Consider the following 26,693-nt stretch of genomic DNA (forward strand, 5'->3'; position numbering starts at 1 on the left):
TCACTATTCAGGTAACTCAATAAGTTTTAATAAAAAGATATAATGTTAATTTTAGTTCCATTAATATTTATTCAACATTTTCAGATAATTTACTTACAATCCTCTGTGATGTAGTTGTACTTTTAACCATACCATTAATTTTGATGAACCCACCAGAAAATTCAGCATTTAAATATCCTGTTTTACGGAATTTTCTCTCTTGCAATATTTTTGTAATTATATTTGCTGTAACACCGGATGCTATTCCTGTTATAAATCCAACGATCACACCACCGATAAATGTCGGTGACAATTGAATATATTGTGATATATCACCCCAATTTGGATTAACGTTCGTGATAGATGTAATGGGTTGAGTATTATTACTACTTGCCATTTTAATTTACCTTGCGTACATATAATGGAATAGAAGATATTATCTCTTCATCGATAATTAGATTAACAGTATATTCGCCAAATGTTGGTATGTTAAAATTAGTTATATTTACAGCTAAATTTACCGCACTGGTCTTTTCGGGTGCTTGTTTTACTTCCATTTCTCCATCAATACCATCAATGTGAATTTTCCCATTGTCACCAGCAATAGTTATCTTTATTTTATATTTTCCCATTTTTTTACTTTCAAATCTAATTTTAGCCGCAATACCCATGATTGGATGAACAACAGGCATTTGCCTAGAGAAGATGGTGTCAAATGTTCCCAAAATTGATAATTTCCCATTATAATCTTTTACGGCATCACACATTGAAAAAATTTCTACTTTCATTAATTTCTCCTTAATTTGATTACGATTCCCAAAAACAAATGTATTGTTAATAAAAATAATATGCTATGTAATAATTGTTTAAATCTTAACACTAAAAATTCAAAAAGAAATTTCGCATAACGTTCCCGGCGTATACGACGTTTTCACCGAGTTGAGCTTGGATTGTCTAAATACAAATAAATTCATTTATATAGCCATGAAACTTTAAATAAAAGTATCTCTGAAGTATTGAGCATATTCAGGAAAAATACTAATAAATGATTCTTTATTCTTATTCCCACTTCTATCTGCTAAAGACATTTCATTTATCATTTGTTGAATTGTAGTATTTAATTTTTCTTTAAATTCTGCTTTAAATTTTTTTTTCTCTGGTTCATCTAATTGAAATCTATTTAAAGCCTCATTGAAAACACTTGTGTATCCATTTTCAAAATTAATATCAAATTCAATAGATATTTGATTTTCATTCTTTATTTCATCAAAGACAGACTTTAATAAATTTATTGGTAATAAATCTTCTAATTCTGCGCTGTCAGATCTTGATGATTTATAATAGTAGTAATTAAACATTTCTTTTTCTTTATTAGATGGATATTTTCCTTTAATGTTTTTCTCAAGTTCTTTACCAGCTCTATCATTATCCAAAATTAAAATCCATTTTGAATTCTCATTAATAACTTTTTCTTTAAAAAATGTTTTCATTGTCTCTGTTCCGTCTCCATCACGAAAAACATATCCTTCAAATTTTTTTTCAGTCTTTGTAAGACATTTTTTATAGAAGGTTTCAAATAATGTAATGTCTGCATCACCTTCGAACATTATGTTCTTAGCTGGAACTGAGAACTCTTCAAGAGAAGTACCCATTTCAGTATATAAAACCATTTCTTGGGTTAAAGCTCTTTCGGATGCATACTTTATACTTGTGACTTCATTAATCTTTTTAACAATAACTTGTCGTTCCAAGCAAAGTCTATCAATCATAAATATGGAATGTGTAGCACAAAACACTGTATTCCCTAATTCAGAGAGTTTTAGTAACTCATTTCGCATAAAACGCACACCACTTGGATGTAAATGAGTTTCTGGTTCATCAAGTACTAATATATAATTACTAATAGATTCTGAATGTGTTTCTGCTGCAATTGTAAGTAGAAAGGATATAAATGTTCTACACCCTTGTGAGCGTTGGCTCATTCCATAGAAACTACCATAACTACTTTCTGGATCATGAATATGTGCTGTAATTCTATTTGACTCTATATTTAATGCAATTTTTTGGGTATATTCTGGCCATTTATTTTTTAAATATTCATTTATACAGCGATTAATTGACCTTTTATCTCTTTCCCTTTCGCTACCATCTTTTTTCCAAAGGTCTATTTTTTTAGATAAATCATTTTCGTTTGTTATTCCTAAATCAGGTGTAAGTTTAAATATATTATATAAGGGGCGACAGTTCTCCCAAGGAGCATTATTCTTCATAAGTCGTTCAAATGTCATGTCCGATGGTACCAGAAATTGATCAGAATATATCCAGTATACTACATTTGGTATTAAATCAATTACTATCGCATTTATTATTATAGAGAGATGCTCTTTTAAAATATTTTGATCTAACTGAATATATCTATCTTTTATTTGAGTATCCTTTAAGCTTTCAATAACCATACTTTCATGATTTAATCTTTTAATCAATTGTGAGTGACTATTTAATTTATTTTCTATTTCTTCTTTATTTGGGGGAGGAGTATCCGTATTGATACTTGTTTTTAAAGTGTTTACTTTCTCTTTTAATTCGGTTATTTTACTTCGCCTTTTATCAATCTCCTCTTCGAAAACATTAATATTAAAAAAATTTTCATATTCTTTAAGGTCATCTTCTAATTCTTGTTCTAATATTTTTAAAGAAACTAGTGTAGTACTTATTTTATTTTCTGGAGAATTATTTTCTTCACTATTTGGGGGCTCAGTTTCATTCTTTGAACCATCAGCTATTGAATTTTCTTTATCAATATTTTCTTTTACGCTAAGTAATTCATTATATTTATTAATTACTTCCTCAGTAGTATTTAAAATTGTTTTATCAATAATTAAATTATGATTTGCTTGAATAGTTTCTTTATTCGCATTAAGCATTGGAAACATATATTGATGATACTCTTCTTTTAGAAAGAACAGTTCATCTTTGATTTTTAACTCTTCATCAATTAAAAAGTGATGTTTGTTATTGCTGTCGTATATGGATGTTAAAGATATTTTATTTAATTGTTTCTCTACGTCGGGAAATATGTTATTTGTTTCCAATGTAGTATTCTCTAAAAGCCATACTTCAATTTTTTGTTTTATAATACCAATTTCATTTTCACTTAACTTAAAGTGATATTTAATTTTTGTCTCTGGTGAACCAGGCATCTTCGGTCTATCACTTTCAGTAATATTAAAGTCATTGTCTAAAAGTCGAATTGAATCGAGGATGTTTGTCTTTCCTGCCTCATTGTATCCTATAAAAATTAGGAGATTGTTATCAATGTTTATCGGAGTGTTTAATATACTCCTATAAGACACTATATCAATTTTTGTAAGTACCATATTTCTCTCCAAAATTAAAATATATTCAACTCAGAAATATTATGTTGCAAATGCATTGTAATTGATATATTATATCAAACTTTTAAGTTATTTTTAGTTTCAACTGGCACGGATGCCAGTTGTTTTTATATAATATTCCTTTCCCGCAAAGGGCGGGGTAATTGCGCTTAACGTTCCCGGCACACGCGATGTTTGCCATGTCAGTATTCATTATTTTCAACTTTAAATATAGTTAAGTCTTTAAATTTATCTCCACAATAATTTGGCAAATATGGGCGTAGGGCTGAAAGCCCGGAGCCGCGTGTGCCGTGTTATATGCTTTTGCCCCGCCCCCTCTTTATTTTTCATTTAACTTAAAGTCAAGCGAAACACGATGTTGAGCTTGAATTATAATAATTAAAATATTTTATAATTATAAATCTTTTAGTAGCTTACGAATTTCTTCAGCCTTTGTAGATTTTATTTCAAGGAAAAGATTTAACGATTTCGTGTACATCTCTTTAGCATGGTTAAGATCACCTGCCATCGCATATATAATACCAAGATTACCATATTGATTGCCGATTCCCTCTTTGTTATCAACTATCTTAAAAAGAGATAATGACTTTTGAAAAAATTCTTCTGCACGTTTTAATTCACCTTGATTCATATATAAAAGTCCAAAATCATTGAATAGATCTGCAATATAAGTTTTGCGACCAATTGTTTCTTCAATAGCCAATGATTTTTCAAACATCTCTTCAGCACATTTATAGTTCTCCTGAATAAAATACAAATGACCGATATTCCTATAATCTTTTGTTATGCTATATTTTCTACCAAGGGCATCGTTAATAGCCAAAGATTTTTTGTACATCTTTTCGGCATTCACAAGATCACCGTGCGTTGTATATAGGATTCCTAGATTACCATATTCGTTAGCCATACCATCCATACTACCAAGAGTCTCATATAGGGATAATGACTCTTTATGCATTAGTTCAGCTTGTTTAAAATCTTCTTGTAACTGAAACAGAACACCGAGATTGGCATACTGGTTTGCAATACCTTTCTTGCGTTCAAGTTTTTTATTGATTGTTAATGACTTTTTGTACATTTTTTTAGCACTTTCAATATCTCCTCTCGTTTTATATAAAAGTCCCATGTTACCATATTGATCGGCCATGCCTTCTTTGTTGCCAAGTTCTTTAAAAATAGATAAAGATTTGTTATGCATTTTTTCAGCAAGATCATTATCATCTTGCATAAAATATAAGTTTCCTAAATTACCACAAATATCTGCTATGCCTATTCTACTGCCACGTTCTTCATTAATGATTAACGATTTTTTAAACGCTTCTTCAGCACGCTCTAACTCACCTTGCTCCTGATAAAGGACTCCGAGATTGCAGTATATTCCTGCTATTTCGTCTTTACGGCCAAGCTCCTCATTTATGGCTAATGACTTTTGGTACATTTTTTCAGCTTTTTTAATATAACCTTGTGCTAAATAAAGATTTCCGAGGTTGCCATATGCATTTGCCGCTTCAGGAAAATTTGTTTCAGAATTACTAATAAATAGCCATTTTTTTAAAGACTCTAACGCAGAAGTCAAATCACCAGTACGGAAAAAAAATTCATAACCAAGAGCTAAAATTCTTACATCAGTTGTTTCTGTTATTAGTTCTGCAAATTTTTGTCGAGCATATTCGATTTTCCCATCTTTAGATAATTCTGCCGCATCTTTTGCAATTTGAAATTGCATAATTTCTAATTTCAGGCGTGCTTTCTCTGCATCGTCATGAGCCTGTGCAGCTTCAAAAGCCTTTTTTTCTGCTAAGGCTTTTGCCTTATTCACCTCTTCAAGTACTCCTGATGGTAGAACGACAATGTCTCTTTGTTGATTAGTTTTAGGAAGTTCTCCTTTCACATAAGCTCTAAGGTGATGATCAATTTCTGCTACAAAACTTTCTTCATTTTCAAAATAATGATATAAGACTAAGTGTGTATCTTCTAATTGCTTTCTAAAATTTATTACTTTTTGTAATTGATAACCTGGATCAGCTTCAGATGCAGCATCAACTCTTTTAAAAAAGACAAATATCTCAGGAGTTCTTTCGTTTTTCCATCTTTCTAAAGCTCTGTAAAACTCTTCTTCTGTGTATGATGTGTATGGTGATGCGTCGGGTGCATCTTGGCCCCATCTTCTATACATCACTAAAATAAAAACGTCACATTTATCAATTTTTTCATTGATCACACCTTGATTACGCCGACCTGTTGAAGCAAGAGTATCTTCCCAACATAAAGGCACAAATTCAACATTTGCTCCATCGCCAAAGCCTACATTTAGTTGCTTAATTACATCCTTAAAACAATGACGTTCGTCAGCAAGATCATTTGGAGAGGCTATAAATACGGAGATTATCCTTTTCATATTCATAGAAATAATTTTATTATAGAATTTATAGTTTCTAACATATTATTAAAGAGCCTATAGCAATTTTGGAAATATTTATCATATAAAGTATATACTTTATACATTTATAAATGATATATTTAATAAAGTAATAACTCAATAATACAGGCAATATATTTTGAAACAGATTTCCTTATTATATATAAACTTGCCTAAAGTTACAACTGGCACGGACGCCAGTTGTCTCAGCAATTATTCCTTTCCCAGAAGGGGGCGGGGCAATTGCATATAACAACACTTATCCGCAATTCGCATTAACCGCATCATCCCCCCATAAACACCATTATTCAATTACAGGATTAAACTCTAATAAGTCAACCCCGATTTCATCCCGCGCACCCGATATTGATAAAAAGTTCCCGGGCACAAAAGCAGCACATGTTTCCTGACCACAGGCCCGTCTACAGTATCATACGTATTCCATCCCCAGATATTAAAACAATTTCCCTACTTTTGAAAAAATTCCGTCACCACCCGCCGATCCCGTAATCTCCCGGGCAGGCCGCTCCTCCGTTCTTCCTCCGTTCTTCCTCCGTTGTTCCTACCATGTTCCTGGCATGAAGCGTCTATGCTCCGACTATCATATTTCAAAGACCCGAACCCGAAATATAAAAAATGCTAACCAAAGCAAGAAACGGAAAAAAAATTTTAATTTATTTCATCCCTGCGCGTATTAATAACAACAGGCATCACGGACCCGCACAGGGTTTTAAATATATAGCTCAGTCTCGCATTCGATCTTTGAAAACTGGAATTTTACATACACACAATGACCCGGAGAAGCACACGCGGCGCGGCAGCAAGGGCAGGGGAGCCCCGGCTGTCGCGCCGCGTACCGGGACGCTCCCGATATTTTCGGAAAACCCTACATGATTTTTACGGGTATTTTTTTATGACAAAATATAAACACAAGACAGCGAAGGCATGGACGCCTTCGCTGCTGAGCTGCGGCCGAGGATGGGGCAGGATGTCCCTCCGCAGGCCGCACAGGGCAGGTTAGCTGACACGGAGAGTCTTAAGCCCCTCGCGGCGTTTGAGCGAGCGCCCTTTTTTCGCCTCTTTTTTGTGGCGTGACAAAAAAGGGGCAAAGGTGCCAGGAACCGTCCGCCGGACACCCCGGCCTCCCTACACGGCAGAGTGCCCCCTGCCGCAATCCCCGTTCCGGGAAACCGGAACACCCATGATCCGCCGGTGATCATACGCGAAGAACAGGGTCACCAGAAACCAGTCAGAGAGTACAGGGATGTACTCTCTGCTGGGCTGCGGCCGAGGATGGGACACGATGTCCCTCCGCAGGCCGCACAGGGCGGGTTATCTGATATGGAAAGACTCTTAGCCCGTCGCGGCCAGCGACCGCCGGGGAGGTCGAGGAGGGGGCGGCGAGGCCCCTTCCTCGTGATTCAGTCCCGGGCAACCGGGACATAAAAATCCCCAGCCTTGATAAAGGCTAAAAACCTCCCGGGAAGGGCAGCCCGGACACCCCGGCCTCCCCACCCGGCAGAGGGCCTCTGCCGCAAAGGTTCCTGTCCCGAACCCGCGGGACAACCCACCCCGGCAGGGAAACACCCTGACAGAGCAGCCGGCAGGCCCAACCGACCCGGAAAAAAGTACAAAAATAAACCTGATTTTAATTGCATGAATAGGCATAATGTGTAAAAAGGACACAACCTGCAGTACAAGGATGAATAAAACCGGGTAGGGGAGTATTCAGTGAATTACGAAATAATATCAGGCATGATCTTCCAGCTGATCGGCGGGTTAGCCCTCTTTCTCATCGGCATGAACAACATGTCAAACGGCATGCAGGCCGTAGCGGGTGACGGCCTCAGGAAAATAATCAGTACCGTCACCAATAACAGGTTTAGGGGACTGGCCGTGGGACTGATCGTAACGTCCATAATACAGTCCAGTTCAATCACCACGGTTTTGGTTGTAGGATTTGTCAACGCCGGGGTCATGACCCTCACGCAGTCCATCGGCGTGATCCTCGGCGCCGATATAGGCACAACCATTACGGGATGGATACTTGTACTGGACATCGGCAGATACGGACTGCCGCTTCTGGGTATCGCCGGCTTCTTCTACCTCTTTTCCTCAAAGGAAAAGGTGCGATACATAGCCCTCATGGTAATGGGGATCGGCATGGTCTTTTTCGGCCTGGAGCTCATGAAAAACGGATTCAAGCCCCTCAGGGAAATTCCTGAGTTTCTCCGTCTCTTTACGCTCTTCTCTCCGGATAATGGCGGGAGTCTGGTGCTCTGTGCCCTGGCCGGGGCCGTGGTCACCGCCATAATACAGTCATCGTCGGCATCCGTCGGTATTGCCATGGGCATGGCCGCGACAGGAGTGATCGATTTCCAGACATCGGTCGCACTCGTCCTGGGAATGAATATAGGTACGACAATCACGGCATTTCTCGCGTCACTGGGCGCGGGAGCGAACGCGAAGAGGGCGGCATATGCCCATATCCTGATAAAGGTAGTCGGGGTACTATGGGTACTGCCCCTGTTCAGCCTGTTCGTCAGACTGATCCCATGGATAATAGGCGCGGACCCGAACACGATACTGGTGGAAAACGGCGTAACGACCTATCCTGTCGTGATAAAAGGAATCGCTACGGCGCATACCGTATTCAATATTGCCAATGTAATCCTGTTTCTGCCTTTTACCCGGCTGTTGTCATCATCCCTGAAAAAAATCATATCAGACGATCCGTCGGCAACGGTCCACAGGCTGACAAAACTCGACGTGAGGCTCCTTGACAGCCCCATGCTGGTAATCGAACAGTCGCGAAAGGAAATCCTCAACATGGGAGATAAGATCAGGACAATGTTTACTGATCTCCGGGAGGTATACTCCCATCCCGAACCGGACCAGGAGATTGTAAAAAGAATATTCCAGATGGAAGATGAGCTGGATATAATGCAGAAAGAAATCGCCACCTTCCTGGTGGATACCGTGTCCCGGGAGATTTCTCACCGGAACACCATAGAGGCCCAGGCGCATCTTCGAATCGCCGATGAATATGAATCGGTGAGCGATTATATCACCAATATCCTCAAGCTGCACCTCAAGCTCAGTGACGCCGGTATTAATTTGACGGAAACGAAAAGAATCGAGATCGGCAGGCTTCACGATGATGTTGCTGCGTATTTTGAAACGATCAACACCTCCCTGTACAGAAGGCAGTCCGTTGATCTGCCGAAGGTATACAGCCAGGGCAGTGCCATAACCCATCAGTTCAAGAAACTGAGAAACAACCATCTCCAGAGACTGTCGGAAAAGAAAATGGAACCTCTGCTCAGTGTCAGTTATATCAATATGCTCAATTCCTACAGGACCATCAGGGAGTACATTCAAAACGTGGCCGAGGTAATGGCTGAAAAGAATTAACCCCCCGCTGACGCGCGCCCGTCACACGCATTTTTGACATCCTGTCAGCATGTGACACTGGCGCCTCCATGCGCGTTGTCTTTAATAAAGGGGCCTACTGCCTCAAAGCAAAATAATCTGCCGGAATAATCACCATCTGATAAGCGAGGGCACGGATGCCCGAACGCCTGGGCTGCGGCCGAGGATGGAGCAGGACGCTCCTCCGCAGGCCGCACAAGGCGGGTTATCTGATACAGAAAGACTCTTAGCCCGTCGCGGCCAGCGACCGCCGGGGAGGTCGAGGAGGGGGCGGCGAGGCCCCTTCCTCGTGCTTCAGTCCCGGGCAACCGGGACATAAAAATCCCCAGCCTTGATAAAGGCTAAAAACCTCCCGGGAAGGGTAGCCCGGACGCCCCGGAATCCCTCCCCGGCAGAGGGCCTCTGCCGCAAAGGGTCCTGTCCCGGACCCACGGGACATCCCACCCGGCAGGGAACCCCTGCCAAAAAGCCCCGCAGGGACCGAGTTACCGCTTCACCATCTTCTGAGCCATGGCATTGACCGGGTCCCAGACCGGCGAGAAGGGCGGGGCGTAGCCCAGGTCAAGATACGCCAGCTGCTCTATAGTCATACCGGCCGTGATGGCCGTGGCGATGATATTGGTCCGCAGGGCCGCGCCGTCGGTGCCTATAACCTCACCGCCGATAACCTTCCGCGAGCCTTTATCGGCCGTGAGCGTGATGTATATTTTCTGTGCCCTGGGGCAGTACCCTGCGCGGGACTTCCACACCGTGGAATCCGAGACCGCCTCGATACCCTCGCGCGCCGCGTCGTCGGCGTTGAGGCCCGTTTTGCCCACCTCGAGATCAAAGATCTTCACGAACTGCGAGCCCACGATGCCGGGGAATATTTCCGCCGAAACCCCGGCGGCCTGGAGGCCTGCCACGCGTCCCTGCTTGTTGGCCGTGGAGCCCAGGGGCATGTAGACGTCCTTTCCCGTGACCAGGTGTTTCACCGTGGCGCAGTCGCCGGCGGCGTACACGCCGGGAATCCCGGTTTCGGACTTCTCGTTAATGATTATGGCACCGCGCTCCGTCATGGCCAGGGGCGATCCTTTGAGGAATTCCGTGTTGGGAAGAACTCCCGTGGAAATGATGATAAAGTCCGCGTCAAAGGCGCCGTTGTCGGTCCGCACAGAAAGTCCCGTGCCCTTTTTATCGATACGCTCGATGGCCATACCCGTATGGACCGTGACGCCGTTCTCCTTCAGCTTTTCCGCGATACGGCCCCGGACGTCGCTGGACATGCCCATGGCCACGGATTCCAGGCGCTCCAGGATGACCGTATCAATGCCCATGGACCTGAAGGCCTCGGCCATTTCCAGTCCTATGAAGCCGCCGCCGATAATGAGTCCCCGCGATGGTTTCTTCTTTTCGACGTATTCCCTGATGGCCATGCCCTGGGCCAGGTTGCGCAGGTAGAAGATAGTATCGGCATCTCCTCCCGGAATGGGCGGCCGGAAGGCCCGGGCGCCCGTGGCAATGACCAGTTTATCATAACCGTATTCGGTGTCGCCGTCAGGTGTCCGGATGGTGACGGTCTTCGCGGTAAAATCCGTTTTTACGGCCTCGGCGTCGTTGCGGATATCGATGTTCTTTTTTTCGATAAATTCGTCCTTATCGATGGCAATAAGGCTCCGGTGGTCCGCTATCTGCCCGGAAATATAATAGGGCATGCCGCAGGCCGCGTAAGAAACATGCTTTCCCCTGTCGAAAACCCCGATGGTCATGGATTCATTGACGCGCCTGGCCTGGGAAGCGGCGCTCATGCCCGCGGCGTCGCCGCCGATGACGAGAAGATCGAAGTGTTTCATGATGTCTGTCTCCTTAACCGTGATAGGGGTATCCTATAACAGTATTCCCGCCGTGTCAAAAGTTTTACCGGTTCCGGTAAGGGGAAAGCGGCCGGTTATTCTTTAAATTGTATTGACAAATATGCAGAATATAAGTATATTGTAAATAACTAAAATAATATATTTACTATGGAGTTATCAATGTCGGTCACCATTACTGATAAGGCAAAAGAAAATCTTAACCTGGTTATGAAGGATGCCGATCTCAAGAACCCGGCCCTGCGAATACTTTTCTCGGGCTTTGGTTGAGGCGGACCCCGACTGGGGCTGGCTCTGGATGAGCTGGAAGACTCAAAAGATCACAGTTTTACAACGAATGATATCACCGTCGTTCTCGATGACAAGATAAAGAATTTTGTCGAGACCGGATCGGGCATAATCGTGGATTATCGCGAGACCCCCTACGGCAAGGGTTTTATTGTCGAAGGCGGCAGCACCTGCTGATTGAATTTACGGAGACGCGAACCCTCGCGTCTCTATAATTCTTTCCTCTCCGCTGCTTTCCGGTTTTTATTCAATGCATTTTTAGCGGCGCTTCTCTTTTTCAGGGCGGGGGAGCTTTCCTTTTTGAGCATGATATTATAATATGCCAGTTTATGCTCACGGGCCTTCAGCACATGGGAACGATACGTACTGACAAGGTCCGCGTTGCCTGCGGCCAGGTTTATTTTCTCACCGGGATCCTTTTCAATATCATACAATTCCTCAAAGCCTTCCTTCATGCGCCGGATGTATTTCCATTTCCCGTCGCGAATAGCCATGTAGTCGTCCTTCCAGTAGGTGTGCAGCAGGGCCATCTGCCCGCGGTGGGGGCCGAAGAAGGATATCCCCTCCTGTTCCGCCGGGCCCCGTATGTCCAGGATGTCCAGTATTGAAGGCATGATATCGATATGCCGCGAAATGCCCCGGTACTGATGGGCCTTTTTAATGAGCTTCCGGTTGTACACCAGGAAGGGGACATGGACATTGTCTTCGTACAGGAAAAAGGGATGGTTGTAGTTCTTCGCGTGTTCATAAAAGGCCTCACCGTGGTCGGCGAAGAGAAAGAGGAGGGTGTTTTCCATGAGACCCTCCTTTTCGAGCCGGTCCACCAGGGCGCCCAGGGCAGCGTCGGCGTAGTGCAGTGAATTGACGTAATTGAGCCAGTTCTTCGTCTTGTAATCGGCGTTAACCGGTATATCTCCTGTTATATTGAATTCCTTTCCCGGAATAGCGTAGGGATGATGGGGATTCACGGGTATGTACACCATGAAGAAGGGCGCTTCTCTTTTTTCCTTCATGAACGCCACGGAGGGCTCGATCATGGAGCGTTCATCGAGGCCCCATCCCACCTTGTAGTTGTAGGGAGGAATGTCCTTCAGGTCATTGTAATCGATGATCCTGTCGAATTTGCGGTACTTCAGGAAGCGCTTCTGGCCGGCGTAGCGCAGGTCGCCGGGATGGATGACGCAGGTCCGGTACCCCCTGTCCTTCAGGACCTGGGAAAGGCTCGTGAGACCGATATTGGAATGCTTCTGTATGATGAGATCCTTTGAGGGATGGTCATAGGCCGACGTCATGATGGAGAGCATGGCATTGGCCGACAGGGGGAAATTGGCGTAATGGTTTTTTGCCGACAGGCTGTTTTCCCGCAGCCTTCGCCACACGGGGGTCACGGCCCTGCCGTTTATGTCCAGGTCGATATATCGCGCCGCAGTCGATTCAAAGAAAAAGAGTATGATATTGTACCGGCGCCCCCGGGGGATCAGGTCTATTTCATCGTACCGGTCGCTGTTCTCAAGGGAATCGGTATTGAACCGGTAGGTGAATGGTCCTGTACTACCGGCGGTTTTATCCGCGGCAGGACCGGTCTCCGGGGCCTGTCTCTCCAGGGCGAGGTTATACAGAGGACTCATGGCGAATTCGCGCAGGGCCACGGTGCTTTTTTTTGCGTCCATGCCGGGAAAACGGTCCGCCATGCTTTTCAGGCCCTTGTCGCCGCCGGTAAAAAGGGCCAGGGCCGCGAGGACAAGGGCTGCGGCTCCGGGGAACATCATTGCGGTCCGGGCAGGAACCGTTGACGGCGTTGTATTCATGATATGGGCCATGCCCCGTTCATCATAGGTGCGGACAAAGAGGCGGTAGAACATGATGAGAAGGACCGTGAGGATAAAGAGGAAAACCCAGAAACGCAGGGACGTTTCGGAAAGGATAGAAATGAACATCTCGCCCAGGGCCGAATTGTTCTCATCGGTCCAGAAGCTTTTCTGGTATGTTGTTTCATAGACCCGGAAAAAATCCATGCCCAGAACCAGCGCCACGCACTGGACCAGGGTAAAGGCCGAGGCAAGCACAAGTCCCGTTTTCCTGAAGGGACCAGCAGCCATGAATATGAGCAGCAGTATGGCCAGGATGAGCAGCGTTGTCACGGCATCGGTGCGTCCGAAGAGAGACATATAGTCCATGAAACCCAGGGAACGGAAATCGGCATAGGATTCCCGTATCATGGTGAGGATACGGACGCGGTACAGGACCTGCATGATGATGGAAATGAGCAGGTACAGGGAAAGGGCCGGGGACCACTCACGGTAGCGCGAGGCCAGATACTCATAAATCGATAAAAATATTGTCTTCATGTCCGGTATTTACGGAACGACAGTGTATTTCAGTCAAGCAAAATACGGGGTATTTCGGTAACTGTTTATTTTTCACCTGACGAGCGGGAAGGTTTTCCTCTGCTAACCCCGGCGAAGAAATTATTTTTATTCATGCATGTTCTGTCGCCACCCCTGAGAGGGGTTGATGAACAAGCGGCTTGTTTTTATGCCGCGATCTATAGATTTAGAGCCCCCTTGAGGGGGCGGCGAACGTGCCTAATGAATCAGCATTGAGATTAATCCGCCGGGGGCACTCATTTGAAGGCATACACCACCATGGAACTGGTGGCGCAGATATCGCCCACATGGAACTTGCTGAGGAAATGATACCACGATATCCGTATCCAGGCCCGGTAGTCCTTCAGGGAATGAAAGCTTCCCCGGGACTTCCGCAGCTTCGGCAGCAGGCCGAACTCCACGGGATGAAAGACCTTCACTCGCGAGAAACCCGCTGCCAGGAGCGCCTCGGTGAGGTTTTTCTTTGTAAAATAGGAAAGATGCCCGGGAAGATAATAATTGTAGTCCTGGCCATGGTATTTGGCCTGGAGGCCCGCCATGTTGGCCGTTTGTATGACCAGGATTCCTCCCGGCTGCAGAAGCCGGAAGCACTCCCCTATGGCCTTCACCGGGTCCTTCAGGTGTTCTATAAGTTCGATCATGGTAATGGCGGCAAAGGAGCTTTCATCAAAGGGATGATCATCGAGGGTTCCCCGGTGAACCGTGGTGCCGGGGATCGAGGCCGCATGGTCTGCCGCGTATGCCGAGAGCTCGATGCCAAAGGATGTATAGTACTGTTGCGCCGCCTCCATGAGGCCGCCGAAGGAGGCTCCTACATCGAGAAAATTACCCGAAGACACATATCGGTGCAGCATCTCGATGCGCCTGTTCCAGACATACATGGCGTATTTTTTGATATCGCGCTCGTCATGGTAGGTATAATCGGCATTGCCTTTGAAATAATCCTCGGAATAGAATTCCTCGATACTTGCGTCGCTGAACCGGGGATTCATGAATATGAAACGGCAGGTATCGCACCGGTCAACACGGAAGGGATGCCGGAACCGGGTTATTTCATGGAGAAAGCCGATTTCCCGGGAGCCGCACAGGGGGCAGGCTTCCCGGGGATGGGCGTAGATTGTTGTATTACCGTAATCATTCATGGCTCATGATTTACGGCCGATCGGAAGTGGTGTCAAGACATATACATAAGTTCTGCCATGGATTTATCAGTTATGATCAACTTCCAGTGTGTAGGAGCTAGACACGGAGTCATACTCGTCAACGACAATATAATAGTATGTGGTTGCAGCGAGAGCTTCCGTATATACTTCATCGGTGTTATCAAAATATTGGTCGCCGTTATCATAATCAATTATGTTATTAACGAGATCATCCAGAGAATTATCACCAGCGTCATAACTGCACAGCGTCCAGCCAAGGTCACTTCCCAGGTTCGTTAATGAAATCTCATAGTTTCCTGCTGTAGTTGTGAGCACCCGGTAGATCTTTGTGCCATAGGACGGGATGGTTTCATTATATTGTACTCCTAATGTTATATCCGTGTATGACATGGAATCATCATTTTCAGAGGTGAAACAACCGGTAAAAAGAAAGACAGATGTACTGAGAATAATAAAGAATGCTATAAGAAAATACTTTTTCATTTGTTCCTCCTGAAATTAGTAAAATTGTAGAAGATATATATTTATTACTGTATTTGTCAAGTAAATAACACTAGAAAAGCGCATTGTTGTTATGTCAATAGTTTTGGTCATTACGCCGGGAAAAGTAGTTTTCTCAAAAGGGGCTCATAAGAGCAAAGGGGAAAGAGGATTATGTACCTCGGTCGATGTGCTGATTCATTTCATGGATATTCTTTTGGCTACCTGTAAACTCAATTCTCCATGAGAACATCGATTTGATAAGCCCATGACTCAGTCCCATATCCGTCCATAAATAGTTGACAGCACCTCTTTGAATCTGTATTATGTCATATCAAAAATCGACGGGTTTTCGACCCAATTTCCCAAAAGGCATGTCTGAATGACCATGAGAATGACAATGTACCGTAAATCCTTTGCCGTCATCTTCCCGCTTATGCTGGTCATGTCCCTCACGACCTGCACCGACGGCGCGTCAGGCAGGGACCCCGGCACGCTCTACACGCTTCTGGGTGCAGAACCGGGAACGCTCAATCCTGTTATCGCCAGCGACGCCTATGAGGCCGCCATTAACGGCCATATCTATGAAACGCTCCTGGACATGAACCGCGACACCCTGGAGATGGAGCCCGACCTGGCCGAGCGCTGGGATATTTCACCCGATAAAAGGCGTTTCCGCTTTTACCTTAAAAAGAACGTGGTCTGGAGCGACGGCGTGCCTTTCACGGCCGACGATGTGGTCTATTCCTTTAAGGTGATCATGGACCCCAAAACAGCCAATGCGCACCGCAAGGTCAATTACATTGAAATCGAAGCGGTGAACAAAGTCAACTCCCATACCGTGGATTTCATCTATAAAAAGCAGTATTTCCTGGCCCTGCGCATCTGCGGCGGCATGACCATTATCCCGAAACATATCTTCGATGACGGCACCGATATCAACACTCACAAAAATAACCGCCATCCCGTGGGTACGGGTCCCTACGTGTTCAGCAACTGGGTCACGGGGAGCAGGATAGTGCTGGCAGTCAATGAACGGTTCCGGGATAAAAAGCCCGAGATAAAACGTATCGTGTACCGTGTTATTCCCGAGGTGAACGTGGCCCTGCAGATGGCGAAGAAAGGGGAACTGGACCTCATGGCCGTGCGGCCCATACAGTGGGTGCGCCAGACCGATTCGGAAAAGTTCAATAAGGAATTCTATAAACTGAAATATTACACGCCCAACTACAGCTATATAGCCTGGAACACGCGTTTCGGGCCCTTCAGCGACCGGCGCGTCCGCCAGGCCTTCGGCTATCTCATCAACCGGGACGCCATCCTGGAAAAGCTGCTCTTCGGTCTGGGGGAGCGCGTCACCGGTACCTTTTATAAGAACGGCAGGTATTATAATAAGAACCTGGTCCCCCGGGAATATAATCCGGCAAAGGGCAGGGATCTGCTCAAGGCGGCGGGCTGGACCGACAGCGACAATGACGGCATCCTGGACCGGAAGGGCGAAAAGTTCTCTTTCACCTTCACCATTTCCTCCGGGAGCAAGTTCGCCGAACGCCTGGCCAGCATCCTTAAGGAAGACTTTTCCAAGGCCGGCATAGAAATGAATATCAACCGCTATGAATGGGCCGTTTTCGTCACCAAGCTCACGAAGCGCGATTTCGAGGCCGTGACCCTGAGCTGGAGCCTGGGATATAATGAAGATCCCTACGATCTCTGGCACTCGTCGCAGATGAAGGAAGGCTTTAATTTTACGGGATTCCACAATGCCGAGGCCGACAGGATCATGGAAGAGGGGCGCAAGGAGTTCAATGCGGAGCGGAGAACGGTACTTTTCCGGAGGCTGGGCGAGATTCTCTACGAGGAACAGCCCTACACCTTCATGTTCTGCTCCCCTGACCTGGTGATAGCGAGTCGTCGTTTCGGCAATGTGAAGGTCCATCAGGCCGGGCTGAACATGGAGGAATGGACCGTCGCCGACGATTCGGGCCGGGGGAATGACAAATGACAAAATATATAGTGAAACGACTGCTTCTCCTCATACCCACATTCATCGGCATAACCCTGGTGACGTACATGATCGTGCGGTTTACGCCCGGCGATTATACCAGCCTGCGCCTGGATATGCAGGGGGCATTGAAGACTTCGGCCGCGTCAAAGGAAATACTGGAACAGGAACGAAAGCTGTACGGCCTGGACAGGCCCGTTGTCGTGGGATACGCTATCTGGCTGAAAAAATTCGTCGTTCTCGATATGGGCACGTCACGCAAGGACGGGAGGCCCGTGGCGGACCGCATAGCCGACGCCCTGCCCATAACGCTGACCCTGAACATCATCACCATGCTCATCGTGTATATTATTTCCATTCCCCTGGGCATCATATCATCGGTAAAGAAAGACTCTCTTTTTGACCGGGTCACGAGCCTGGCCCTGTTTATATTATACTCGCTCCCCACGTTCTGGATCGGGCTTTTGCTGCTCATGTTTCTCAGCGGCGGGGAATACATGAATCTCTTTCCCCTGGGAGGGATTAGTACCGAGGGCCTGGAAGCGGCGGGTTTTTTCACCAGGGCCGGTGATTTTATGTGGCATCTGGTCCTGCCCGTGGTAACCCTGACCTATGGCAGCTTCGCCTTTCTATCGCGGTATACCCGGGCCAACATGCTGGAGGTGATAAACCAGCAGTATATCACCACGGCGCGCGCCAAGGGGTTATCGGAGCGGCGCGTGATCTTTGTTCACGCCTTCCGTAATTCCCTTATTCCGCTCATTACGCTCATGGCCACTCTGCTTCCCGGGCTCCTGGGCGGCAGCGTAATCGTGGAACAGATATTCACCATTCCCGGCATGGGTCTCCTGGCCTTCGAGGCCATCCTGGCCAGGGACATCCCCGTTATCATGGCCATTGCCGCCATATCGGCCTTTCTCACCATGATGGGAATACTCGTGGCGGACCTCCTGTATGCCGTGGTTGATCCCCGCATCAGACTGGAGGGCCGGCTATGAGAAAGGGATACTGGAACAGCGTGTGGCGCGAATTCAAAAAGAACCGGCTGGCCCTGGCGGGACTCATCATTGTGTTATGCCTTTTTGCCATGGCCCTCATGGCCCCGCTCCTGGCCGGCGACAGGCCCTATGTGTACGCGGACCGGGGCAAGGTCTACTTCCCCCTGTTTTTTGACTATCCCGAACTGCGCAACATGGACCTGCGCAAGGATATATACGCGGGCTTTAAAGTGTTTCCCCCTGTGCCCTACAGCCCGTCGGAATATGATCTTGATTCAATCGTTGTCGCCCCTTCGGCGAAACACTTCCTGGGCACCGATGAGCAGGGCAGGGACCTGGCATCGCGCATGATACACGGCACCAGGGTGTCCATTTTTATCGGTTTCATCGCTGTTTTCATGTATGTTGCCATAGGCATCATTGTCGGCGCCATTGCGGGCTACTATGGCGGAAAGGTGGATATGATCATCTCGCGCGTCATTGAGATCGTCATGTGTTTCCCCACTTTTTTTCTCATACTCACCATCCTGGCCCTGTGGGGGCCCAGCCTGGCCAGCGTCATGGTGGTCATCGGCATTACGGGATGGACCGGCATCGCCCGGATCGTGCGCGGGGAATTCATGAAGCTCCGGGAACTGGATTATGTTACGGCATCACGGGCCGCCGGCGCGCGGGACAGCTGGATAATCATCAGGCATATCCTTCCCAATGCCATGGCCCCGGTGCTTGTTTCGGCCACCTTCGGCATCGCGTCGACCATACTGGTGGAATCGTCCTTGAGCTTTCTCGGTTTCGGTGTACAGCCGCCCACGCCGAGCTGGGGCGATATTCTTTCGCAGTCCCGGGATTTCATGGATTTTGCCTGGTGGCTGACACTGATCCCGGGTTTTGCCATTTTTATCACCATCACGGCCTATAACCTCGTGGGTGAGGGACTTCAGGACGCCCTGGACCCCAAGGCAATCAGCAAATAATGCCATTAGCATAGATACCGGTACCGGAATTAACTATATTGTATCCATGAAACGTGAAATAATCATAACCATATGTTTTCTCCTCGGCACGGGCTGCATGCTCTCCCGGAAGAACAACGCTTCCACGGCGGATTTTCTGCCCCGTGAAATCGAGGTTCCCGGATGGGAGCTGGCCGAAACCATGGCTATTCCGCGGCCTGAACTTTTTACGGGAGAGATTATGAACCGGAACAGGGGTTTGATCAGGGCAGGGGCCTGGGCCCGGTTCCGCGCCTATTCCGGCCAGGACCGCCTCGTTACGGTGGACCTTCTTCAGTGCGTTTCGGTGCTGGAGGCCTACGGACTCTATTCCCAGGAGAGGGACAGCGCCGGGGAGACGAGACCCCTGGGACCCGAAGCCTGGTCCTGCGAAAGGGGGATATTCGCCCGCCGGGGTCAGTGGTATATCCGTATTGAAACATCGTCTCCTGCAGATGTTCAGACAAAGGATCTGGCGGTATTTCTCGATGTGGTGCGGCAGAAATTGAAAGGTCATTACAGCCGTGATCCCCTGCCCGAGGATGTGCATCTCTTTGATGACGTTGTCAATGCCCTTCCCGCGGTTTTTTATATGCAGGGACATCCCGATCTGCCCCAGGTACGCCCCTGCTATGTCAGGAAGATGAAGCTGCAGGAGGGGGATAAACATATATTTTATTCCAGGCACAAAACCATCAGTGATGCCACGTCGCTTTTTAATACCATCCTGTCCGGTAGAGTGGGGGGATTCATCCTTGTCGGCGGTGACAATGAAACGGCGGCCGTTAAAAAGCGTGATGATGGGCAATTTATTATAGTATCACTCCATAAACAGTGGATTTTTGGCATCCTGGATGCCGATGATATACATAGAGGGAATACTGTAATTAATGATTTGAGAAAAAAGCTGTCCCCTACGACCCCGGTCCGTTAGGGAACGGGCGGTATTACGGAGTGTGTCTGATATTCCATGAGCATTGACATTGAACAACTGGTTTTAAATGCCCTGAAAAAGATTTCGGAAGAAAATTCCTTCAGACGGGCCACGCTGTTGAATATTCTGCACCTGAATATCGACCTGCTTTTGCAGAACGCCTTTCTATGGTTCAAGGACGATATTCCCGAGGATTACCGGAAGGTCATCAATTCCCTCATGACGCTCACCACCTCCTTCCTGGAAGAAGAATGGGACATGGAGGACAGAATCTTTGAAAATACGCCTGAAATAGTCGATGTGGCCGCCATTCTCAATGCTATCGCCAATGAAATAAACGTACTTTTCGGTTTTGCCGATTCACGCATATCCCTCGAGGCCGATAAAAATTTCCAGGTACTGGCACCCAGGAAAGAAGTTACCAGGGCCATTTACAGTATCATCCTGGCCCATCATCCCTATATGACCGAGGATTCACGGTGCCGCATATCCGTTGCCGAGGATGTATCCAATATCGTTGTCTCCCTGGAATTTTCCGGCCTTGACACCAACTTTCCCGGTATGGACAAGATCCAGAAGTCCTTCTATACCTACCAGTCCGGGGAGAGCAACAAAATCGGTATGGGAATCGACGCGGCCATAAGCTCGCTCAGGGATATGGGTGCCCTGACAAAGGTGAAGCAAATGAAGGGAGGGAATCATTACTGTATTACTATTTCCTTTCCCTCCATGGCTTTTCTCAGGACTATCGACGAGATAAGAAAGACCCAGCCGGCCTTTGATAAAAAGGAAAATCCCGGCGATATTATTGTTGTTGTGGAAGACTTGATAACCGAGATGGTCCTGGGGGAGCTCTTCAAGGACCGGGGCTATGGCGTCATCTTCTGCGATGTAAACAAGATGAAATCCCTTTCGCAGCAGCAGGAATATGAGGGACTTATCATCGACTGCGCTTTTGTACAAAAGGAATTCGAGCCCATGGAAGATTTCGGCGAAATCATGGGCAGGTTTGCAAAGACCGTATTTATATACAACGACATCTGTCCGGAACAGATTCGCACATTCAGAAAGAGAAACCTTCTTCTTCTGAAAAAACCCATTGAAATAGACAGAATTATACGGCATATTGAAATGGACTGACCTGAACGGTTAATGCGCGGCTGAAATGTATTATTTAATCGGTGATATACATGGCAACCTGGAAGAATTGATGAGTCTTGTGCACAAGGTTAAACTGGATTACCAGGAAGGGGACACAGTTATTTTTCTGGGAGATTATATTGATCGCGGGAATTTTTCCTTCGAGGTGGTGGAATATCTCATCGCCCTGGCGAAGAAACTTAATGTCGTGTTTCTCAAGGGGAACCATGAGGATATGCTGGAAAAATATCTGAAGGGCGATGAAGGCGGAGAAGCCTGGCTGTATAACGGGGGCGAGGCAACTATCCGGAGTTATACTAAAAATTATGGATCTTTTAAACTGCCTCCTTCCCATGCTGATTTTTTCCGTGATCTCGGCATGTACTATGAAGGTGATGATTTTATTGCCGTTCATGCCGGGCTGAATCCCGAGGAGGAGGATATATATCTGCAGCGGGAGCGTGATCTTTTATGGATCAGGGAAAAGTTTTTCCGGTCCGGGAAAAAATGGGATAAGACCGTCATTTTCGGTCATACGCCCACAACGCTTTTCAGCAGAAAGGAGGGCATCATGATCGACGAGGAACGGAACATCATAGCCCTTGATAACGGTATTATTTTCGGCAATCCACTGGCCGGCCTGCGCTGGCCCGATAAAAAGATATATTATAGCGATTGAAGAGTTAACGGTCATCATGAAAAGGAAATATCATTTAATACTGACATATGTTCTTCTCCTTGCCGTTGTGAAGGGGCATGACCTCTTTCCCGTGGAATACGAGGTTTTTGCCGAAATTGAATCAATACGGAAGGGCTCCCTCGTGACCCTGTCATTCCCTCATCGGCCGGAATATAAAAACTATTTCATCCTCGACGACGGGAAGGTTATCGGCACGGCTGAAATCAAGTCCTGTGTTCCCGTCCATAATTCCCGAAACATGTACCGGGTAGTTGCCTATTATACCCTGGAAAAAGAAAGCTTCAGACCGCTGCTTGTCGCGGGCAACCGCATCGCCCTGGCGAAGATGCGGGAACCCTACCGGAGGGACTTTCCCGAAGCATATCACACTGAAACGATACTGTATAAGCCGGGTATAGTCGGTAAAACCGACCGGCGTGAGATGATCCTGGTCCCCGGCGGCAAATTCGTTTTCGGTTCCAATACGGGAGACAGGGACGAGTATCCCCAGCAGTGGCTATACATCGGCGATTTTTACATAGACAAATATGAGGTGTCGAACCGTGACTACGGTGCATATATGGATGACACCAGCGTCGGTCCCCCCCTGTCATGGGAAAGCCCGTCTTATGGTCCTGACAGGGCCGATCTCCCCGTATTGGTGACCTATCATGAGGCGGAAAACTACGCCCGCTGGGCAGGGAAGCGCCTTCCCACGGAAGAGGAGTGGGAAAAAGCGGCACGCGGAGCAGGGACTATAGACGGCGAAAATCTTTCTTCCATAGAATATCCCTGGGGAATGGAGTTCCATCCCGACAGGGTAAATTCCCTGGAGTTCTGGGCTGACGCGGCTGTCGGTGAAGAAATAAAAAAGGCTCTGAAGGACCTGGAGCCGTCACCTCTGCCAATAACAATTTTCAGCCGGACAGGGGCATCACCCTATGGCGCGGTCAACATGAGCGGAAACGCCATGGAATGGACCAGCAGCTGGTATATGCCCTATAAAAATAACCATTACAAGAACAGGAAATACGGAAAGCAGTACAAGGTAATACGGGGAGGCGCCTGGTTCAGCAAAAAGGACGCTCTTCGGGTGACCCGCCGTCAGATCGGAGGAATTCCCAACCTGTACAGGGATAATATCGCCGGGTTTCGTTGTGTGAAAAATCCTGCTCCTCTGGACCAGGTGGAAAAAATTGAGTGACTAAATATACAATGCTGAAAAAAATGTAAAAAAAGGAAAAGCCATGAGATTCTTCTATTTTTTAGCCAGAAACATCAGTTATACCTTTGCGGTATCCTTTTTCACCGTTCTAATAGCCTGGATTGTCGCGACTTTCGGATTCTTTCTGGGCATATCCTTTGTCACTTATTCTTTTGATAAACTCTATGTATATTTTATCAGGCTGCTTCCCGTGGCCGTTATAATTGTAACCATAATGCATTACGTACAGTTCGGATTTCTTACCCCGCTGAAAATACCGGCTGTCCTCCAGTCCCACCGCCGCATCAACAAAGCCTTTAAAGCGAATTTTGAAGTGGCCGACGAGGAAGTGCACAGGCTGTACAGATATTTTACCGAGCTGCCCGTGCAGAATACCATGACATCGGTATTGTACGCGGCCATAGTGGGAATCATCATCATCGGGAGCGCCCTGTACGAGTACAAGGTCACGGGGATGATGACGCTTAACGAAGTCAAACTGATAAACAAGATCATCGCCCTCTCAGTTGTAATAACCATGATACTCTATGGCATGTCAACGTACCTCCTTACGGAATCACTGACGTCCAATGAGCGGGCTCTGCTCTACAACCAGATAATTAAAACCGGGGAGAAAAAACGTCCCGGGGCCCTCATCGGCATACGCATAAAGTTTGTATTTTTTATCGTTCTCATGATCATAACCCTGTTAACCTTTGCGTCCCTCATGGAAAAGAGCCGCTATGAAAATACCTATGAGCCCTGGGTGATTATCTCCTATTTCGTTATTTCTCTTTTCGCCGGTTTCTACCTCATGCAGGTAAATATTTCCTCCATCACCAGGGTGCTCGTGGACATGCAGCGCGTGACCAGGGAGATTGCCTCGGGAGGCCGGGCCGGTTTTGATATCCTGTCCCTGGAACACGAGATTTCGACGATCCAGTATTCCCTCATGGAGATGGCCTGGGAGATCGACGATCACCGGAAAAACCTTGAAGGCATGGTGGAACAGAGAACGCAGGAGCTCCAGGAGGCTCTCACGGACCTGAAGGGGCGGGATACGCAGATTCAGAAACAGCTCGACATGGCCAGCGTTATCCAGCGCAGTATCCTGCCGGGGAAAATCGACGACTGGAATGAACTTAAATTTGTTGTCCGGTATGTGGCCATGGAGAAGATAGGCGGTGACTTTTACGACATTCATCAGCTCAAGGATGACAAGCTGGGAATCATGATAGCCGACGTTTCGGGGCACGGTATTCCGGCAGCCCTTGTCACCACCATGGCGAAGATTTCTTTCGGTAATGCCGGCAGCAGGTCCGATTCCCCGAAGAATATTTTCCAGGAGGTCAACCAGAACATCCTGGACCACGTGAAGACCCAGGATTACATGACCTGCTTCATGGTATCCATCGACGATAATTACAACGTTGTATACTCCAATGCCAGCCATCAGAAGGCCATATTGCTGAGAACAAACCGGGGCGAGATTGAACTTCTCGATACCAACGGACTTTTCATCGGCGCCCTTGAGGATGCCCGCGATACGTACGATGAAAAAACAACGAAACTTGAATACGGAGACCGCATCATTCTCTATACCGACGGTATCCCCGAGGCTCTCAACGAGGAAAGGAAGGAGTATTCCAACAGGCGTCTCGAAGAAGTCATTGTGCGAAATCGTGTTATGCCGCTGGAGGAATTCGCCGATTTCATCCTTGAAGACGTGCAGCATTATATCGGCAATGCCGCGCTTGAGGATGATATTACCCTGCTGGTCATCGAACTTGCCCGTGATGAGGCCGTTGATATCATCAAGAATTCCAAGAAGCTCATAAATTCCCATGAGTACTATGAGGCCATTGAACTCCTGGAAAAAGGGCTGGAAAAATTTTCCGATAACCAGAAAATCCTTTACAATCTGGCCAAAAATTATTTCAGGGTTAATAATTACAGTAAATGCATCGAGATAGCTGAAAAATACCTCGAGCATGACAAGCGCAACAAGTACGCCTTTTATATCTGCGGGGCGGCCTATTACCAGATGCTTGATTACCAGTCTTCGATCCGCTATCTTGAGCGGGCCGTTGAGATTGATTCGCACTTCATGAATGCTCTTTTCGCCCTGGGTATGAGTTTTAAAAAACAGGGAGATATGGAAAAAGCTGAAAAGACATTCAATAATGTAATAGACATCGATTCTGACAATAAAATGGCCCTTTTTGAGCTGAAACTGATTAAAGAAGAACATGGGAAAGTACATAGTTAAAAATTATTCTCTTGCTGAAATGGAAGAATATTTTGCCTCCCTGGGAGAAAAGGAATACCGGGCAAAGCAGCTCTTTAACTGGCTCTACGAAAGAAACGTGGAATCCTTCCACGAGATGACGAATTTTTCCAAGGAGCTGCGCCGGAAACTTGACGAGGCCTATACTGTCTCGCCCCTGGCCTGCGTTGACCGGGAAATATCGAAGGTTGACGGAACGGAAAAATATCTCTTTAAAACCATGGATGACCATTACATTGAATCGGTTCTCATAAAAAGCGAGGGATCCGACGATGGCAGGCTGACGGTATGCATTTCCAGCCAGGTGGGCTGCGCCATGAACTGCTCGTTCTGCCATACCGGCATGCTGGGCTTCACGCGGAACCTGGAGACGGGAGAGATACTGGACCAGCTGAACCAGGTACGTAGGATATCGGGCCTTAAAAACAATAATATCGTTTTCATGGGAATGGGCGAGCCCTTTCTTAATTACGATAATGTGCTGAAGGCCGCCGATATCATGAATTATTCCTTCGGCTTTCACATCTCGGTGCGGAAAATCACCATTTCCACATGCGGCATAAGGGACGGCATCGAACGTTTTATCGATGAGGAACGGCCATACAACCTGGCTCTTTCCCTCAACGATACGCTGCCGGAAAAGCGGCGGGAGAACATGCCCATTGAAAAGAAATATCCATTTCAGGACATTGCCGACATGCTGGAGAGGAAATTTCCCGTTTCGCGCAACAGGCTGACCATTGAATACGTGATGCGCCGCGACAACATTTCAAAGGATGACGCCCGAAGACTGAAGAAGATGTTCCGGTCTTCAAGGGTCAAACTGAATCTCATTCCGCTGAACAGCGGTGAACACGGTATCGATGTTCCCGGTCAGGATGAAATCAACGCCTTCATCGGGGAGCTGGAGATCATGAATGTACCCGTATCGGTGCGGAAAAGCGCCGGCAGCGATATATCCGGGGCATGCGGGCAGCTCTCGGGGAAGCGGTACGGAACAAAGGGAGGAGTACCGGGCGGTGGTTCCACGGGGAACGAAAAATGCAGTGCCTGAAAATTTAACG

18 protein-coding genes are annotated in these 26,693 nt (G+C 46.8%); 10 read left to right on the top strand and 8 right to left on the bottom strand.

Annotated features, from left to right (window positions below; all coding sequences use genetic code 11):
* Window positions 1-67: 67 nt before the first annotated feature.
* The 4 genes from CVV44_19050 to CVV44_19065 form a co-directional block, all read right to left on the bottom strand.
* A complete protein-coding gene (locus CVV44_19050) occupies window positions 68-376 on the bottom strand; it encodes a hypothetical protein (protein ID PKL35631.1) in 309 nt (102 codons plus the stop codon).
* A gap of 1 nt (window position 377) precedes the next feature.
* The gene (locus tag CVV44_19055) at window positions 378-767 is read right to left on the bottom strand and encodes a hypothetical protein (GenBank protein PKL35632.1); all 390 of its coding nucleotides are present in this window, start codon (window positions 765-767) and stop codon (window positions 378-380) included.
* 204 nt (window positions 768-971) lie between these two features.
* Window positions 972-3,356 (bottom strand): hypothetical protein, encoded by a 2,385-nt coding sequence (locus CVV44_19060; GenBank protein ID PKL35633.1) that lies wholly within the window; start codon window positions 3,354-3,356, stop codon window positions 972-974.
* Between the two features lie 412 nt (window positions 3,357-3,768).
* Window positions 3,769-5,778, bottom strand: a complete 2,010-nt coding sequence (locus tag CVV44_19065) for a hypothetical protein (GenBank protein ID PKL35634.1) — start codon at window positions 5,776-5,778, stop codon at window positions 3,769-3,771.
* 1,746 nt (window positions 5,779-7,524) lie between these two features.
* Between CVV44_19065 and CVV44_19070 the strand changes: the two genes are divergently transcribed.
* Window positions 7,525-9,207, top strand: a complete 1,683-nt coding sequence (locus tag CVV44_19070) for a sodium:phosphate symporter (protein ID PKL35635.1) — start codon at window positions 7,525-7,527, stop codon at window positions 9,205-9,207.
* Between the two features lie 503 nt (window positions 9,208-9,710).
* Here the strand turns inward: CVV44_19070 and CVV44_19075 are convergent.
* From CVV44_19075 to CVV44_19090, 4 genes are all read right to left on the bottom strand, one after another.
* A complete protein-coding gene (locus CVV44_19075) occupies window positions 9,711-11,057 on the bottom strand; it encodes a hypothetical protein (protein PKL35636.1) in 1,347 nt (448 codons plus the stop codon).
* A 515-nt stretch (window positions 11,058-11,572) separates the two neighbouring features.
* Window positions 11,573-13,711 (bottom strand): hypothetical protein, encoded by a 2,139-nt coding sequence (locus CVV44_19080; GenBank protein PKL35637.1) that lies wholly within the window; start codon window positions 13,709-13,711, stop codon window positions 11,573-11,575.
* Between the two features lie 275 nt (window positions 13,712-13,986).
* The gene (locus CVV44_19085) at window positions 13,987-14,892 is read right to left on the bottom strand and encodes a class I SAM-dependent methyltransferase (GenBank protein PKL35638.1); all 906 of its coding nucleotides are present in this window, start codon (window positions 14,890-14,892) and stop codon (window positions 13,987-13,989) included.
* 66 nt (window positions 14,893-14,958) lie between these two features.
* A complete protein-coding gene (locus tag CVV44_19090; protein PKL35639.1) occupies window positions 14,959-15,396 on the bottom strand; it encodes a hypothetical protein in 438 nt (145 codons plus the stop codon).
* 379 nt (window positions 15,397-15,775) lie between these two features.
* On the opposite strand from CVV44_19090, the gene CVV44_19095 reads away from it, so the two are divergent.
* The 9 genes from CVV44_19095 to rlmN are packed head-to-tail and all read left to right on the top strand — an operon-like array spanning window position 15,776 to window position 26,683.
* On the top strand, window positions 15,776-17,395 hold the full coding sequence (locus tag CVV44_19095; protein ID PKL35640.1) for a hypothetical protein: 1,620 nt from the start codon (window positions 15,776-15,778) through the stop codon (window positions 17,393-17,395).
* On the top strand, window positions 17,392-18,393 hold the full coding sequence (locus CVV44_19100; GenBank protein PKL35641.1) for a diguanylate cyclase: 1,002 nt from the start codon (window positions 17,392-17,394) through the stop codon (window positions 18,391-18,393). Before CVV44_19095 ends, CVV44_19100 begins: the two co-directional genes overlap by 4 nt.
* Complete coding sequence (locus CVV44_19105) at window positions 18,390-19,367, top strand: peptide ABC transporter permease (GenBank protein ID PKL35642.1); 978 nt, start codon at window positions 18,390-18,392, stop codon at window positions 19,365-19,367. The genes CVV44_19100 and CVV44_19105 overlap by 4 nt, the downstream gene beginning before the upstream one ends.
* Window positions 19,368-19,413: 46 nt before the next feature.
* Window positions 19,414-20,319 (top strand): hypothetical protein, encoded by a 906-nt coding sequence (locus tag CVV44_19110; protein ID PKL35643.1) that lies wholly within the window; start codon window positions 19,414-19,416, stop codon window positions 20,317-20,319.
* Window positions 20,320-20,355: 36 nt separating this feature from the next.
* Window positions 20,356-21,459 (top strand): hypothetical protein, encoded by a 1,104-nt coding sequence (locus tag CVV44_19115; GenBank protein PKL35644.1) that lies wholly within the window; start codon window positions 20,356-20,358, stop codon window positions 21,457-21,459.
* A gap of 25 nt (window positions 21,460-21,484) precedes the next feature.
* On the top strand, window positions 21,485-22,138 hold the full coding sequence (locus CVV44_19120; protein ID PKL35645.1) for a serine/threonine protein phosphatase: 654 nt from the start codon (window positions 21,485-21,487) through the stop codon (window positions 22,136-22,138).
* Window positions 22,139-22,154: 16 nt separating this feature from the next.
* A complete protein-coding gene (locus tag CVV44_19125; protein PKL35646.1) occupies window positions 22,155-23,342 on the top strand; it encodes a hypothetical protein in 1,188 nt (395 codons plus the stop codon).
* Between the two features lie 43 nt (window positions 23,343-23,385).
* Window positions 23,386-25,611: a hypothetical protein gene (locus tag CVV44_19130; protein PKL35647.1), complete on the top strand. Its 2,226-nt coding sequence runs from the start codon at window positions 23,386-23,388 to the stop codon at window positions 25,609-25,611.
* On the top strand, window positions 25,592-26,683 hold the full coding sequence (gene rlmN, locus CVV44_19135) for a 23S rRNA (adenine(2503)-C(2))-methyltransferase RlmN (GenBank protein PKL35648.1): 1,092 nt from the start codon (window positions 25,592-25,594) through the stop codon (window positions 26,681-26,683). The genes CVV44_19130 and rlmN overlap by 20 nt, the downstream gene beginning before the upstream one ends.
* Window positions 26,684-26,693 lie beyond the last annotated feature (10 nt).

Source organism: Spirochaetae bacterium HGW-Spirochaetae-1, from assembly GCA_002839375.1.
GTDB lineage: Bacteria > Spirochaetota > UBA4802 > UBA4802 > UBA5550 > PGXY01.